The organism is Bradyrhizobium lablabi (assembly GCF_001440475.1).
GTDB classification, from domain to species: domain Bacteria; phylum Pseudomonadota; class Alphaproteobacteria; order Rhizobiales; family Xanthobacteraceae; genus Bradyrhizobium; species Bradyrhizobium lablabi.
Window position 1 is genome coordinate 17,478 of sequence record NZ_LLYB01000034.1, and the last position, 14,700, is coordinate 32,177.

Consider the following 14,700-nt stretch of genomic DNA (forward strand, 5'->3'; position numbering starts at 1 on the left):
AGGTCAGCCCCGAGAAGATCGAGCTGTCGCTGGTGGATTTTCCACCGGTTCGGGATGCCGGCGCCTTCACGTTGCAAACGCCATTGGGGATCGACAGGATTGTGGGCGCGGTCGTCTGGCATGAGAACATCGACCGTAACGCTTGCCGCCAGGAACTTCACACGTTTCTACAGGGCAAACTAGCCCATCAGTATATTCCGAAGCTGTTTGTCGAGCTGGAAAGCATTCCGCGCAACCACATGGGAAAAATAGATCGACAAGCGCTCAAGCAAGTCGCGACTGAAGCCATTCGAAAGACACAGCAGAAGAGCGAGGAGAATGCCGTCGCGGCAAAATAGCCAAAGCTGTTCGAGTTGGGCGCCCAAGCTGGCGGTTTGATAGGCTTTCGAATATTGCGGACCCCTGGGGGAAGGGGCAAGGCGACTGTTGGTCGATATTCAAACGGTTTCTGAAACATCGAGCAGCCGGCGCTTGAAGCTGTGTTGAGCTGTCTCGCGCGCCACCGCCAGGTTTCGCGGTCTTGGGTTCTTGCCGTTGCAGGGCGCGATTTTTGCAGCCAGTCCACTTCAGCGGACGGTGAGCGCGACCCGTCCAATGATGGACTGGAGCGAGAGTTCAAGTTTTTCGAGTGGTTAGAAGGCGTCGTGTGCATGACGAGTGCACCGGGAGATCCAGAAGAATCGACTGAGGGCAAATTTGCGCAATCGACCCGAGACGTGATGCCGACGCCCGGCTCGACGCGATTGAATTGACAAGAGCGCTCGGGCGTCGCGGTTCGCGACCGATTCACCATCAGCCCACCGCGGCAAGGGCCCGGCGAACCGCGGCAAAGAGAGCCTCGATCTGCTCCTCCTCGATGATCAGCGGCGGCGACAGCAATAGCGTGTCGCCGCTGGCGCGGATCAGGATGCCGTCGTCATAGCAACGGCCCGCGCACTCGGCGCCTCGCGCGCCGGCGGCGCCGTCGCGGGGCTTGAGATCGATGGCCGCCAGCAGGCCGATGTTGCGGATGTCGATGATGTGCGGCGCGCCCCTGAGCGCATGCGCCGCAGCTTCCCAACGTGGGGCAATGCGTCGGGCACGCTCGAACAGGCCGAGGTCCTGGTAGACGTCGAGCGCAGCCAGCGCCGCGGCGCAGGCGAGCGGATGAGCCGAATAGGTGTAGCCGTGAAAAAGCTCGATGGTGTTTTCCGGGCCCGTCATCAGCGCATCGTAGACCTTGCCGCTGACGATGACACCGCCCATCGGCACGGCGGCATTGGTCATGCCCTTGGCGCAGGTGATGATGTCCGGCGTGACGCCGAAGGCATTCGCAGCAAAGGCGGCGCCGACGCGGCCGAACCCGGTGATCACTTCGTCGAAGATCAAGAGGATGCCGTGCCGGTCGCAGATTTCGCGCAAGCGCTCCAGATAGCCGACAGGCGGCGGGAAGACGCCGCCGGAGCCGGTCACGGGCTCGACGATCACGGCGGCGACGGTCGATGGATCGTGGATCGATAGCAGTTTTTCGAGCTCGTCGGCGAGATGTGCGCCCCAGCCCGGCTGTCCCCGCGAGAACGCCGCATGTTCCAGATTGTGCGTGTGCGACAGATGGTCGACCTCGGGCAATAGCGGGCCGAAATCCCGGCGATGGCGAACGATGCCGCTCACCGACAATCCACCCCAGCCCATGCCATGATACGCCTTGGCGCGGGAGATGAAGCGGATGCGGCTTGCTTCGCCGCGCGTGCGGTGATAGCCGCGCGCGATCTTCAGCGCGGTGTCAACGGATTCCGAACCGGAATTGGTGAAGAAGACATGGTCGAGCCCGGAAGGCGCGATCTCGGCGATGCGGCCCGCAAGTTCGAACGCGGCCGGATGGCTCATCTGGAATGAGGAGACGAAGTCGAGCTTGGCCGCCTGGGTCTGGATCGCCTCGACAATGCGCCTTTGTCCATGCCCTGCATTCACGCACCACAGCCCCGCCATGCCATCGAGAATGCGCTGGCCGTCCTGTGCAACGTAGTGCATGCCTTCGGCGCCGACGAACAGGCGCGGCCTCGACTTGAATTGCCGGTTGGGCGTCATCGGCAGCCAGAACGCCTCCATGGCCTCGCGGGTGAGGGGAGTGTTGGAAGTCGCGGCCTGCGATGCGTGCATGGGTGTCTCCTGATATTTTCGAATGCGCTATCCGGCAGCGTTGTCCGTATTGCGCTTGAGTTTTGCCGCGTCTTCCAGATGCTGGCGCAACAAGACGGCTGCCTCCGCCTGTTCGCCGGCTTCAAGCCGGTCGAGGATCGCCAGATGTTCCCGGCAGTTCACCACCACGCGCTGGTAGCCGAATGTCCAATCGTAGTTGGCGAAGCGCCGCAGCCGGTTTTGCTGCTGCACTCCAACCAGCAGGAAGCGGTTGCCGGAGGCGGCCGCGAGGCCTTCGTGGAACGCGGCATTCATTTCGTAGAGCGCGATGCTGGCGGTTTCGCTCCACGGCATCGCCATCATTTCCTGGTGACGGCGGCGCATCTCGGCGGCCCAGTGCGGATCGAGCCGGAAGCCCGGCTCCAGCAGCCCGGCCGGCTCGATCAGCAAACGGTAACGGTAGCTCTCGTCGCGGGCCTGTGCGTCGGCAATGATCGGCTGGAAGCGCCAGCCATGTCCGGGTTTGCGTTGCACGGCCGCGACTTCCGCAAGCTTCGTCAGCACACGCTGCACGATGGGGCGGGTCGCGTCATAGCGCTGCATCAGGTCGCGTTCGGAGACGTCGACCGGCAGGCGGCCGGCGCGGCGATCGCGTGCGATCGCGAGGAACAAGCGGCCGGTGTCATCAGGGGCGGGAGGCCCGGGTACCTTGAGGGTCGGCAAAACCGCATCGGCGACGAAAAAGCCGCGCCGCGCGCCCGGCCGCACCAGCCGGCGACGCGCCAGGAGTTTCAGTGCCGCGCGCACCGGCGTGCGTGAAACCTGCAGCCGTTCCGCCAGCGCCACTTCCGCAAGTCGTGTGCCGGGCGCGAGTTTTTCCACCCGGATGAAGTCCAGAATCCCCGCCGACAGCTCACGCTGCAGGCGGCTCGGGGTCGGTTTTTCGCGGGGCGAAGATTTTTGTTTCATGTCATTACAAAATACATTAGGCTTCGATCAATTGCAAAAGGAACTTGAGCCCGTGTCGATGGTCGAACCGTTTCCGCTGATCGAGATCTCCGGCCCGCCGCAGGAGCGCGGCCGGCAATATGGCGCCAAGACCGCCGACCGGATCCGCAAGGGCGTGTCGCACTATCATGCGCAGCTCAAGGAGCTGTCGCTCGATGCCGCGGGCTTATCCGCGCTGGTGCGCGACTATCTGCCGGTCATCGAAGCGTTCGAGCCGGCCTATATCGAGGAGATGCGCGGCATCGCCGAAGGCGCTCGCGTGCCCTTCGAGGATGTGGCGCTGCTCAACGCCCGCACCGAGATTCTTAAGCTCGCCAAGCCCGAGGTGCGCGCGCGGCTGAAGACGCCGGACGAGCCCGACGGCTGCACCGGCGTTGTCGTGCTCCCGCAGGCAACCGGCTCCGGCCGTCTCATTCACGCCCAGAATTGGGATTGGAAGCGCGAATGCGCCGAAACCGCTGTCGTGTTGAAGGTGCGCCGCGAGGACGGGCCGGATCTCATGACCTTCACCGAGGCCGGCGCGCTCGGGCGCTGCGGCTTCAATTCGGTCGGTATCGCGATTACGGCAAACTACCTGGAATCCGATCGCGACTACCGTGACGTCGGCGTGCCGCTGGCCCTGATCCGCCGCAAGGTGCTGGAGAACGAGCATGTCGCGCTCGCGATGCGCACCGTCTATTGCACGAAGAAGTCCGCAGCCAACAACATGATCGTCAGCCATCGCGATGGCGTGGCGATCGACTTTGAGTGTGCGCCCGACGAGACCTTCCAGGTTCATCCGGAGCGCGGGCTGCTGGTCCACGCCAACCACTTTGTCAGCCCGGTTGCGCTCGGAAAGCTCAAGGACACCGGCATCGCGAATACGCCCGACAGCCTCTACCGCGACATCCGCGTGCGCGAACTGCTGCAGCCGCATATCGGCGCCATCACCTTCGACACCGTCAAGGCGGCCCTGTTCGATGATTTTGCGCACCCGTGGTCGGTGTGCCGCCCGCCGCGCCAGAATCTCAGCAACAATCTCAGCGCCACCGTCGCGATGATCCTGATGGAGCCCGCCAACGGAGTGATGGAAGCCGCGCCCTTGCCGGCGCTGAACCGGCAGTTCACAACCTATCGGCTCGACGTGTCGGCGGGACGAACGCCGGCGGACCCGCCGACTGTTGCGAGGGCGTCCTGATGCTTGCGCGTCGACCATCCGCAGCGGCGATGGTCGGCCTGACTCTGGCCTGCCTTGCTGTGATGCCGACGCAAGCCGTTGCCGAGACAGTGCTGCGTACGCGCCTCAACGCCGATATCCGTTCGACCGATCCCGGCACCAACCGCGATGCGAACACCGACGGGGTGGTGGCTCATCTCGTCGAAGGTCTGGTTGCCTTCCGAGAAGACACCTCGATCGGCCCGATGTTGGCCGAAAACTGGGCTGTTTCGAACGAAGGCAAAACCTACACCTTCCGTCTGCGCCAGGGCGTCAAATTCCACAACGGCGCGACCATGACGGCGGAAGACGTCGTCTGGTCGTTCAAGCGCTGGCTCGATCCCGCGACGCAGTGGCGCTGTCTCTCCGAATTTTCGCCAAGCGGTATCGCGCGGATCGAAAAGATCGAGGCGCCCGACGCGCAAACGGTCGCCGTAACGCTCGACCAGCCGACCGCTCTGTTCCTGCCCACGTTGGCGCGGCCGGACTGCGGGCAAACCGCGGTCATCCATCGCGACTCCGTAGGGGCGGACGGCAAGTGGATCGCGCCGATCGGCACCGGGCCGTTCAAACTCGGCGAATGGAAGCGCGGTCAATATATCGATGTGGTCCGCTTCGACGGCTATGCATCACGCAGCGAGCCGCGTAGCGGCTATGCCGGCGCCAAGGCCGCCGAGGTCGACCGGGTGCGCTTCAACGTTATTCCCGACAGCTCCGCCGCCAAGGCCGGCTTGCTCAGCGGCTCGCTGGATGTGATCAGCGCTCTCGGAGTTCCCGATCTCGAGGATCTCAAGTCGCGGTCAGAGGTGCAGATCAGCGTCACGCCGGCACTTGGATTGACCGGCATCCTGTTCCAGACGAAGGATCCGCTGCTCAAGGACGTGCGCATCCGCCGGGCGATCGCGCTCTGCCTCGATACCGCCGAGATCGCCGGCGTGGTGATGCAGGGCACCGCGCGCGCCAACAATTCGGCGCTGCCGATCGGCAGCCCATTCTACAGCGAGGTGCAGACACACGGCTACACGCAGAACATCGCGGAAGCCAAGAAGCTGCTGGTTGAAGCCGGCTATCGCGGCCAGCCGGTCAAGATGATCGCCAACAAGCGTTACGGCTTCGTCTTCGATTCCGCCGTACTGGTGCAGGCGATGGCGCAGGGCATCGGCATCAATATCGAGATCGAGGTGCTGGACTGGGCTACCCAGCTCGACCGTTACAACCGCGGCGACTATCAGGCGATGGCCTTTGTCTATTCGGCGCGGCTCGATCCATCGCTGAGCTTCGAGATGTTGACGGGGCCGAAGGCGACGCAGCCGCGCAAGATCTGGGACAATCCGGAGGCGCAGGAGATGCTGCGCCAGTCGATGATGACCGACGACGCTGCCAAGCGCCAGGCGCTGTTCGACGAGATGCACCGCCGCTTCATCAAGGACGTGCCGATGATCGTGCTGTTCAACGGCGCCGAACTTGCGGCGCTGCGCAAGAATGTCAGGGGATATGCCGGCTGGCTCTATCCGGAGCCGCGCTTCTGGGGCGTGAGCGTTCAGTAGACACGGACCACGGCGATGTTGGGTTACCTTGCAAGACGGCTGGTGATGACCGTTCCGACGCTGCTCCTGGTGGCGATAGCGGTGTTCACGCTGGTGCGGCTGATTCCCGGCGATCCCGTGCAGGTGATGCTGGGCGATGCCGCCGAACCGGCGCAAGTTGCGCAGATGCGCGCGCAACTCGGGCTCGATCAGCCGATCCCGCTGCAATTCGTGCACTGGCTCGCCAAACTCCTGACCGGTGACTTCGGCCATTCCATTACCGACAATATGGCCGTGCTGCCGCTGATCCTGGAGCGCTTTCAGGTCAGCGCAATCATCGTCCTCGTCGCGGTTGGACTCGCGGCCTGCGTCGCGGTGCCGGCCGGCTTGATCGCGGCGTGGCGGCAGAACAGCGCGCTCGACCTTGCAGTGGTCGGCAGCGCCACGCTGTTGCTCTCGATCCCGAGCTTCTGGCTCGGCCTGCTGTTGCTGCTGCTGTTCGGCTTGAAGCTGAAATGGCTGCCGGTGATCGGCTATGTACCGTTCTCGGAAAATTTCTGGCAGGCGATGGTGTTCATGCTGCTGCCGATCGCGACGCTGACCATGATCGAGATCGGCGTGCTCACCCGCATGGCGCGTGCTGCCTCGATCGAGGTGCTGCGGCTCGAATATGTCACGCATGCGCGCGCCAAGGGGGTGCCGGAGTGGCTGGTGCTCGGCCGGCACGTGCTGCCCAACGCCTTCGCGCCGACCTGGACGCTGATCGGCCTCGTGCTCGGGCATCTGCTCGGCGGCATCGCCGTCATCGAGACCGTGTTCACGCTGCCGGGCCTCGGGCGACTGCTGGTGGATTCGATCTTCGCCCGCGACTATCCGGTGGTGCAGGGCTGCCTGTTATTCACTGCCGTCATCTATGTCGTCGTCAATCTTATCGTCGACCTCTGTTATCCACTGTTCGATCCAAGGGTCACCGTGGCATGAGAATGCGTGCCAATACCGCGATCGGCGGCGCGTTGATGGCGCTCGTGCTCGGCGCCGCCGTGACCGCAGCGTTCTGGACGCCGTTCGATCCGCTGCGTGTCAACCTGCGGGCGCGGCTGCAGCCGCCATCCTCGCTGTATTGGCTTGGCACCGACGAGTTCGGCCGCGACGTGCTGAGCCGCGTCATGGCGGGTGCGGCGACCAGCGTGGTGGTCGCCCTTCTCACCGTCGCGCTCGCAATCGCAGTCGGCGTGATGGTGGGCGTCGTCACCGGCTATCTGCGCGGCTGGACCGATCGCATCATTATGGCTGTGAACGACGCGCTGCTCGCCTTTCCCGGCATACTGCTGGCGCTGGCGGTCATGATCGTGGTCGGCGCCAACAAGTTCGGTCTCGTGCTGGCGCTCGGGCTCGCCTACATCCCCTCGGTCGCGCGCGTGGTGCGCGGCACGGTGCTGTCGATCCGTGAGAAGGAGTATATCGAGGCCTCGCGCGTGATCGGCAATTCCGAACTCTATTCCATGTTGCGTCACGTGCTGCCCAATGCCGTGGCGCCGGTCGCCGTGCTGGCGACCAGCATGTTCGGCTGGGTGCTGCTGGCGGAGAGTGCGTTGAGTTTCCTCGGTCTCGGCGTGCCACCGCCGGCGCCGACCTGGGGCAACATGCTGGCGGCGAGCCGGCCCTACATGGAAAGCGCGGTCTGGCTCGGCATGGCGCCTGGCCTGTGCATCGCGCTAACGCTGCTCGGCATCAATTTGCTCGGCGATTCCCTGCGCGATCGCCTCGATCCCAGGATGGCGCACGGATGACGGCGCCCCTGCTCACGGTTGGAAACCTGCGCATCGAGACCGTTCGCACTGGCGCGAAGGTGGTCGACGACGTCTCCTTCGCGATTCAGCGCGGTGAGTTTTTGGCGATGGTCGGCGAATCCGGCAGCGGCAAGACCGCGGCCGCGCGCGCGATACTCGGCCTGCTTCCGACCGGACTTGTCAGGACCGCTGGCCAGATCTTGCTCGACGGTGAGGACCTCGCTACTGCCTCGCCGAAGCGGATGCGTGCCTTGCGCGGGCCGGCGGTCGGCATGGTGTTCCAGGAGCCGATGGTCTCGCTCAATCCGGCGATCAGCATCGGCGCGCAGATGGCGGAGGGCCTCGCGCTGCATGAGCGGATTTCAAGGCGCGAAATCCGCCGCCGTTGCCTCGACATGCTCGCGCGCGTGCAGATCCGCGATCCCGAGAGCACCTTCGACGCCTATCCGCACGAGTTCTCCGGCGGCATGCGCCAGCGCATCATGCTGGCGTCGGTGATGCTGCTGAAGCCGAAGCTTCTGATCGCGGACGAGCCGACCACGGCCCTCGATACACTGACGCAACGCGAGGTGCTTGACCTGATGGTCGCGCTGGCGCGCGATCACGGCACCTCGGTGATGCTGATTACCCATAATCTCGGCCTGGTGGCGCGCTACGCGCAGCGCGCCGTGGTGCTGCGGCAGGGCAGGCTGATAGAAACTGGCGGCGCGTCGCAGATTCTGTCGGCCCCGCGCGAGGCCTGTACACGCCAATTGGTCGAAGCGCTGCCGCGTCGCGGCATTAGTTCCGCGCGCCAGGCGAAGAGTGAGCCGCTGGTGAGCGTGCGCGCGCTCAAGGTTGAATTCGGCGGCCGGCAACGCCTGTTTCGCCGCGCCGCAGGCGTATCCGCGGTCAACGGCGTCGATCTCGATATCGGCGCGGGGGAGACAGTGGCGGTCGTGGGCGGCAGTGGCTCCGGCAAGACCACGCTGGGCCGCGCGATGTTGCGGCTTGTCCCGGCGGCCGGCGGCGAAATTCGCTTCCGCGGCAAGGAAGTGACGACCAGGCCGGATCGGGAATTTCGTCTGGCGTCGCAGCTCGTGTTTCAGGACCCGTATTCGTCGCTCGATCCGCGCATGCGTGTCGGCGAGATCGTCGCCGAGCCGCTGCGCCATGTGCCGGAGCTCACGAGTGCCGAGCGCGATCGGCGTGTCGAGGCGATGCTGGAGGAGGTGGGGCTCGCCGGCTTTGGCCAGCGCTGGCCGCATGAACTATCCGGCGGACAACGCCAGCGCATTGCGATTGCGCGCGCGATCGTGCGGCGTCCCTCCTTCGTGGTCGCGGACGAGCCGGTTTCCGCGCTCGACATGACGATCCAGGCGCAGGTGCTGAGACTGTTCGAGCGACTGCAGACGCAATACGGCTTCGCCTGTCTCTTCATCAGCCACGATCTGGCCGCCGTCGAGCAGGTCGCAGACCGCGTCGTGGTGATGCAAGGTGGCCGCATCGTCGAACAGGGTGCGCGCGACGACATTTTTGACCGTCCGCAGCACGACTACACCAAGGCGCTGCTTGCGGCAGCGCCTGTGCTTGATTTTTCCGGACCGGCAAGCCTGCAAGCGTCCGGCTAGATGAAGGTACTGGTAATGAAGCGTATCCTTGTTGCGTGCGGATTGATGATCGCGGCGATCCCGGGCGCCGAGGCCGAGAGCGTGCTGCGGACGATGATCACGACCGATATCCGCGGACTGATGCCCGGCAATAGCCCCGACGACAACACCGGCACCGTGCTGCAGAACGTCTATGAAGGCCTTGTCGCCTGGCGTGCAGACGGGACTGTGGCGCCGATGCTGGCCAGGGACATCGAGACCTCGGCGGACGGCCGAACCTATACTTTCACGCTTCGTGACGGCGTCCGTTTCCACAATGGCGCGCCTTTGAGCTCGCGCGAGGTGGTCTGGACCTGGGAGCGCTTTCTCGATCCCAAATCCGGCTGGCCGTGCCGGACCAATTTTGACGGCTCGCGGCAGATGAGGATTGTCGGCATCGAGGCGCCGTCGCCGGCGCAAGTCGTATTTCGGCTGGCTGAACCGAGCGCGGCGTTTCTCAGCATGATGGCGCGCGCCGATTGCGACGGGACCGGGATCGCGCATCCGGATTCCGTCAGCCCTGATGGGGCGTGGAAGGCCGCTGTCGGCACCGGCCCGTTCAAGCTCGCCGAATGGCGGCGCGGCCAGTTCATCGAGCTGGCGCGCAACGAGAATTATGTCGCCCGCAGCGAGGCGACCAGCGGCTTGTCCGGTGCCAAGCTTGCCAAGGTCGATCGTGTCAGGCTCACCATGATCCCCGATCCCGCTGCCGCGAAAGCGGCGATGCGGTCGAACGATCTCGACCTGTGGCCGGCCATCGACCCGAAATTCGCGCCCGAACTGAAGGCGGCCGATCTCGTCGTTGTGGCGTCGCCGGTCGCATCCCTGAATACGGTAGTGATGCAGACGAACGATCCGCTGTTGAAGGACAGTCGCATCCGCGAGGCGATTGCCGCTTCCCTCGATTACCAGAGCATGAGCGACACCCTGACCGATGGCTATGCCAAGCCGAGCACGTCGCTGGTGCCGCTGTCGAGCCGTTATTTCGGCGAGGTCGAGAAAAGCGGCCGTGGTTACGATCTTGCGCGCGCGAAGAAGCTGCTGGCCGATGCCGGCTACAAGGGGCAGCCGATCAAGATCACCACCAATTCGCGCTTTGCCGTGATGAACGACGTCGCCGTGCTGGTCCAGGCCATGGCGCAGCAGGCCGGCATCAACATCAGCGTCGAGGTCGTGGAATTCGCGACCCAGTTGAGCCGTTACGCCAAGGGCGATTATCAGCTCATGGTGTGGAACTACACGCCCTACCTCGATCCCATATTCGGGCTTGATCGTTTCATCGGTGAAAAGAGTGGGCAACCGGACCGGATCTGGTCCAATCCGAAGGCGATTGCTCTGCTAGCGATGCTGATGGACACGGCATCGCCCGATGCGCGGCAGCCGCTGTTCGATCAATTGCACGCTGTGTTCATGGAGGATACGCCGATGATCGTCTGGAGCTCGGGCGTCAACGTATCGGCCTATTCGAAGGCGGTTCGCGGCTACGAACCATGGCCCGGCCGCAAACCGCGGTTCTGGAATGTCGAGGTGATCAGATGATTTCGCTGGCCCGGCGCACGCACCATCGCTGGCCGGACGGCGCGCGCTGCGTCATCGGCCTCACGCTCGACTTCGACGGCACCTCGCTGGAGCGTGGGCGAGGGCAACTTCCGTACGGCGCGCGGTCGCATGGCCGCTATTCCGCCAAATGCGGTATTCCGCGCTTTGTCGACATGTTCACACGGCAGAATGTGCCGTGGACTTTCTATGTCTCCGGCTACGATGCGGAGGTGAGTCCCGATCTGGTTCGCGACATCTCGCGATCCGGCGTCGAGATCGGCTCCCATGGCTATTTTCATGAAGGCACCGATCCCGGCGATGCCGAACCCGAATTGCTCGAACGCACGCACCGGCTGCTCACGGATATCACCGGCATCGCGCCCAGGGGCTGGCGTTCGCCTTCCGGACACAAGACGGCGCGGACGCTGCGAAAACTGCGCGAACTAGGTTATGTCTACGATTCCAGCGACAAGGATTTCGACCTGCCGTATCTCGCCCGCTATGACGGCGCGGAGCGCAATGACTATGTCTGCCTGCCCAACAACACGTCGAGCCTGGATGATTTCCCGTTCTACCGCGTCAGCTACACGCCGCCGTCGGAAGTCCTCGATCATTGGAAGCAGGAGTTCGACGCGATCTACGCCGAAGGCGGTTACTTCAATCTCACGGTGCATCCCCGCGTCGGTTACGGCTCGGGCTCGCCGGCGCGTGTCGCCATCGTGGAAAGGCTGATCGAATACATCAAGCCGCATGAGGGCGTGCGCTTTGTCGGTATGCTTGAACTCGCGCAGTGGTGCCTGACGCGGCCCGACGAATGGCGGCGTGATTGGAGCGGACAATGACCGTGACCACCAATCCCGTCAGCGTCAGCGTCAATCTCCAGGGCAAGACAGTGGAGCAGCGGCAGCTTGGCGAGGATGCGCTGTTCGGCCGGGCCTCCTACGGCAAGTATGCCTATGCGGTCGGGTGCGAGCGGCTGTTCGCTCTGCTCGATCGCCACGGTATCAAGGCGACCGTGTTCGTTCCGGGCGCCGAGGCGGAAGCCAATCCCGACTATATCGCGGCGCTTGCCGCGCGCGGGCATGAGATCGCGGCTCACGGCTGGGCCATGGAGGAGATGGATGCCACCGGCATCGACGAGTGGGCGCTGCTGGAGCGGACGCATGCGACGCTCGAACGCATCGTGGGCCGGGCGCCGCGCGGCTTTCGCGCGCCGCATGGGCGGCTCTCTGAACGAACCCTCGGCCATCTCGCGGCGCTCGGCTATCGTTATGATGCAAGTTTCCAGGACGATGATCGGCCGTACGCGCTCGACGCCGACGGCGGCACCGGGATGATCGAGGTGCCGCAGTCGGAAATCCTGATCGACGCGACGCTTTACGCGCAACGGCAGACACATGACCGGGTGATGAAGACCTGGCGCGAGGAGATCGAGGCCATGCATCGCGAGCATTGCCTGATTTCATTGACCCTGCATCCGCGTAGCGACTACGGTAGCGCCCGCGCAAGCCGGATTGCTGCCCTTGATCACCTGCTTGCATGGGTGAGGGGTCTTTCCGGCACCTCATTCATGACCCTGGAACAGATCGCGGATTCAGCCAGAGCCTAGTTCCGTTAGTTGCCGAGCAGAAAACTTGCGGGCTGCATGGCCGCTGTCAGCCGGCGCGGCAGTTTTCCCTGCTTGGTGAGCAAAGGCTGGTGGCTCTGCAGGAATCGCTTTCCGGGAGCGCCGGCTCCGCCGCACGATTGCCTAGCCGTGTTCCTTGGTGACCAGCGGGTCGGCGGACGTGATCAGTTTCAGAGTCCTCAAGGAGAACGTCGACCGTGAATGCCGGATGCCCTGGATCCGATAGAGCTTTTCACGGAGAAAGCGTTCGTAATGCGTGGTGTCCGCGACCGCTACCTTGACGAGGTAATCGTATTCGCCGGTGACGAGGTTGGCTTCGATCACCTCCGGTATTTTCGCCAGTGCGTCGCCAAAGCGGGCGAGAACCTTCTCGTCATGCTTGTCCAGCGTTACCTCGATAAAGACGATGTCCTTCAGGCCGATAGCGGCGTGATCGATAATGGCGGAGTAGTGCTTGATCGCGCCGATTTCCTCCAGGCGCTTGACTCGCGACCAGCACGGCGACGCCGAAAGCCCGACACGATTGGCCAGTTCGTTCACCGCGAGCCGTCCCTCATTGCGGAGAATTGAGAGGATCTTGCGGTCGATCAGGTCGAGATTCGCTTTCGCCGCGGTCTTGACGCGAGAAGAAGATTTCATCGCAAAACTCCAAAGATTCAGACGATTCATCTGCAAAACGTAACTTCTGCATAAAAGATCAGGAAATGCACCTGTTTGTCCAGCGCTAGGATTCCTGGTGAGGGAGATTTGCCGATGCCAACATCAGCCAGACATGGGTCATGCGTCGTCTACAGGGCGGTCGCGTCTGACGCGTTGGCTGCCGCGTCCCAGCTCCTGGCCGATGTTCAGCGCTTCGGGTTGAAGATCCTCGAATTCCGGATGGTGTCCGACATTCAAGGCGGAGCGGCCATCGATCTCGGCATCCTGCCGAAAGAGGACTGCGATATCGCGGTCCTTCGTTGCCGCTTCGCGCGGCATCCCTCGCTCCGTTCGGTGGAGATCGTCGAACCGTCACCTTCGAGACCCCTGGACGGCGCTGCGTCATGACCTCTTCACCACTCACGCTTCACATTCCCGTACCGCTACCGTGCCGCGATGGCGATTTCAGTCACTTGCACTTGTCCGATGCAGGCGGCGTCGATCGTCCTCCCGTCGATGTCAGGGAAGACAAGATTCGCGGTTTTGCCTTTCAGTTGATCCGCGTTCTGGACGACGAAGGCCGTGCAGTCGGATCCTGGTCCGGCACCTGCTCGGTGGAGCAGCTTCGGTCGGGTCTGCGGGCCATGCTCAAGACCAGGGCTTACGACGTCCGTATGGCGATGATGCAGCGGCAGCGCAAAACATCGTTCTACATGCAGTGCACGGGTGAGGAAGCGATCGCATGTGCTTTCCAGGCGGCACTGAAGCCGGGCGACATGAATTTCCCGACCTATCGCCAGCAGGGATTGCTGATCGCGCAGGACTGGCCGGTCGTCGACATGATGTGCCAGGTGCTGTCGAACGAACGGGATCGCATGAAGGGAAGGCAGCTTCCGGTGTTCTATTCGGCACCCGAAGCCGGCTTCTTCTCGATCTCCGGCAATCTCGCCACCCAATATGTGCAGGCGGTGGGGTGGGCGATGGCGTCGGCGATGCGCGGCGACACGCGCGTTGCCGCAGCCTGGATCGGCGAGGGCTCCACCGCCGAAAACGATTTTCATGCAGCCCTGGTTTTCGCGTCAGTTTATCGGCCGCCGGTTATTCTCAACGTCGTCAACAATCAATGGGCGATCTCCACAAACCAGTCGGTAGCGGGCGGCGAGTGGACGACCTTTGCGGCGCGGGCGCATGGCTATGGCATTCCGGCATTGCGCGTCGATGGCAACGATTACCTCGCGGTTCACGCCGCTGCGCTCTGGGCTGTCGAGCGCGCCCGCCGCAATCTCGGACCGACTCTGATCGAATGGGTGACTTACCGGATGGCACCGCATTCGACGTCCGACGATCCGTCGAAATATCGGCCGCAGGGCGATCAGTCGAGCTGGCTGCTTGGTGATCCGATCGAGCGGCTGAAGGATCACCTGATCGCGATCGGGGCCTGGAGCGAGGAGCGTCACATCCAGTTGAAGGTCGAATTGGACGAAGAGATCAGCACGGCCGCCAGGGAGGCGCAGGGGTTCGGGACGCTGATGGAAGGCGCGAAATGCAGCCCCGCTTCGATGTTCGAGGACGTCTATAAGGTCATGCCCCGCCATCTGCGCGAGCAGCGCCAGGAGTCGGGTTTCTGACC

14 protein-coding genes are annotated in these 14,700 nt (G+C 63.6%); 10 read left to right on the forward strand and 4 right to left on the reverse strand.

Annotated features, from left to right (window positions below):
• A partial coding sequence (locus tag CQ14_RS01520; protein ID WP_199805410.1) for a class I adenylate-forming enzyme family protein occupies positions 1–338 on the forward strand: 338 nt, incomplete at its 5' end.
• Between the two features lie 454 nt (positions 339–792).
• Here CQ14_RS01520 and aptA read toward each other — a convergent pair.
• Both aptA and CQ14_RS01530 read right to left on the reverse strand, forming a co-directional pair.
• Positions 793–2,139 carry an omega-aminotransferase AptA gene (gene aptA / locus CQ14_RS01525; protein ID WP_057856188.1) on the reverse strand — a complete coding sequence of 449 codons (1,347 nt, stop codon included), beginning with the start codon at positions 2,137–2,139 and terminating at the stop codon, positions 793–795.
• 27 nt (positions 2,140–2,166) lie between these two features.
• Positions 2,167–3,087: a GntR family transcriptional regulator gene (locus CQ14_RS01530; RefSeq protein ID WP_057856189.1), complete on the reverse strand. Its 921-nt coding sequence runs from the start codon at positions 3,085–3,087 to the stop codon at positions 2,167–2,169.
• A 58-nt stretch (positions 3,088–3,145) separates the two neighbouring features.
• Between CQ14_RS01530 and CQ14_RS01535 the strand changes: the two genes are divergently transcribed.
• The 8 genes from CQ14_RS01535 to CQ14_RS01570 are packed head-to-tail and all read left to right on the forward strand — an operon-like array spanning position 3,146 to position 12,413.
• Positions 3,146–4,303, forward strand: coding sequence for a C45 family autoproteolytic acyltransferase/hydrolase (locus CQ14_RS01535; RefSeq protein ID WP_057856190.1), 1,158 nt, complete (start codon positions 3,146–3,148; stop codon positions 4,301–4,303).
• The gene (locus CQ14_RS01540) at positions 4,303–5,868 is read left to right on the forward strand and encodes an ABC transporter substrate-binding protein (protein ID WP_082649649.1); all 1,566 of its coding nucleotides are present in this window, start codon (positions 4,303–4,305) and stop codon (positions 5,866–5,868) included. The genes CQ14_RS01535 and CQ14_RS01540 overlap by 1 nt, the downstream gene beginning before the upstream one ends.
• A gap of 15 nt (positions 5,869–5,883) precedes the next feature.
• On the forward strand, positions 5,884–6,828 hold the full coding sequence (locus tag CQ14_RS01545) for an ABC transporter permease (RefSeq protein ID WP_057856192.1): 945 nt from the start codon (positions 5,884–5,886) through the stop codon (positions 6,826–6,828).
• A complete protein-coding gene (locus CQ14_RS01550) occupies positions 6,825–7,637 on the forward strand; it encodes an ABC transporter permease (RefSeq protein ID WP_057856193.1) in 813 nt (270 codons plus the stop codon). Before CQ14_RS01545 ends, CQ14_RS01550 begins: the two co-directional genes overlap by 4 nt.
• On the forward strand, positions 7,634–9,247 hold the full coding sequence (locus CQ14_RS01555) for a dipeptide ABC transporter ATP-binding protein (protein ID WP_057856194.1): 1,614 nt from the start codon (positions 7,634–7,636) through the stop codon (positions 9,245–9,247). The genes CQ14_RS01550 and CQ14_RS01555 overlap by 4 nt, the downstream gene beginning before the upstream one ends.
• A 15-nt stretch (positions 9,248–9,262) precedes the next feature.
• Positions 9,263–10,804, forward strand: a complete 1,542-nt coding sequence (locus tag CQ14_RS01560) for an ABC transporter substrate-binding protein (protein ID WP_057856408.1) — start codon at positions 9,263–9,265, stop codon at positions 10,802–10,804.
• A complete protein-coding gene (locus CQ14_RS01565) occupies positions 10,801–11,646 on the forward strand; it encodes a polysaccharide deacetylase family protein (RefSeq protein ID WP_057856195.1) in 846 nt (281 codons plus the stop codon). The genes CQ14_RS01560 and CQ14_RS01565 overlap by 4 nt, the downstream gene beginning before the upstream one ends.
• On the forward strand, positions 11,643–12,413 hold the full coding sequence (locus CQ14_RS01570; RefSeq protein WP_057856196.1) for a polysaccharide deacetylase family protein: 771 nt from the start codon (positions 11,643–11,645) through the stop codon (positions 12,411–12,413). The genes CQ14_RS01565 and CQ14_RS01570 overlap by 4 nt, the downstream gene beginning before the upstream one ends.
• Positions 12,414–12,554: 141 nt before the next feature.
• Here the strand turns inward: CQ14_RS01570 and CQ14_RS01575 are convergent, their stop codons facing one another.
• Positions 12,555–13,070: an Lrp/AsnC family transcriptional regulator gene (locus tag CQ14_RS01575; protein WP_057856409.1), complete on the reverse strand. Its 516-nt coding sequence runs from the start codon at positions 13,068–13,070 to the stop codon at positions 12,555–12,557.
• A 138-nt stretch (positions 13,071–13,208) separates the two neighbouring features.
• Positions 13,209–13,409 carry a hypothetical protein gene (locus tag CQ14_RS01580; protein WP_057856197.1) on the reverse strand — a complete coding sequence of 67 codons (201 nt, stop codon included), beginning with the start codon at positions 13,407–13,409 and terminating at the stop codon, positions 13,209–13,211.
• Between the two features lie 65 nt (positions 13,410–13,474).
• Between CQ14_RS01580 and CQ14_RS01585 the strand changes: the two genes are divergently transcribed.
• Entirely contained in the window at positions 13,475–14,698 is a 1,224-nt protein-coding gene (locus tag CQ14_RS01585; protein ID WP_057856198.1) for a thiamine pyrophosphate-dependent enzyme, read from the forward strand.
• Positions 14,699–14,700 lie beyond the last annotated feature (2 nt).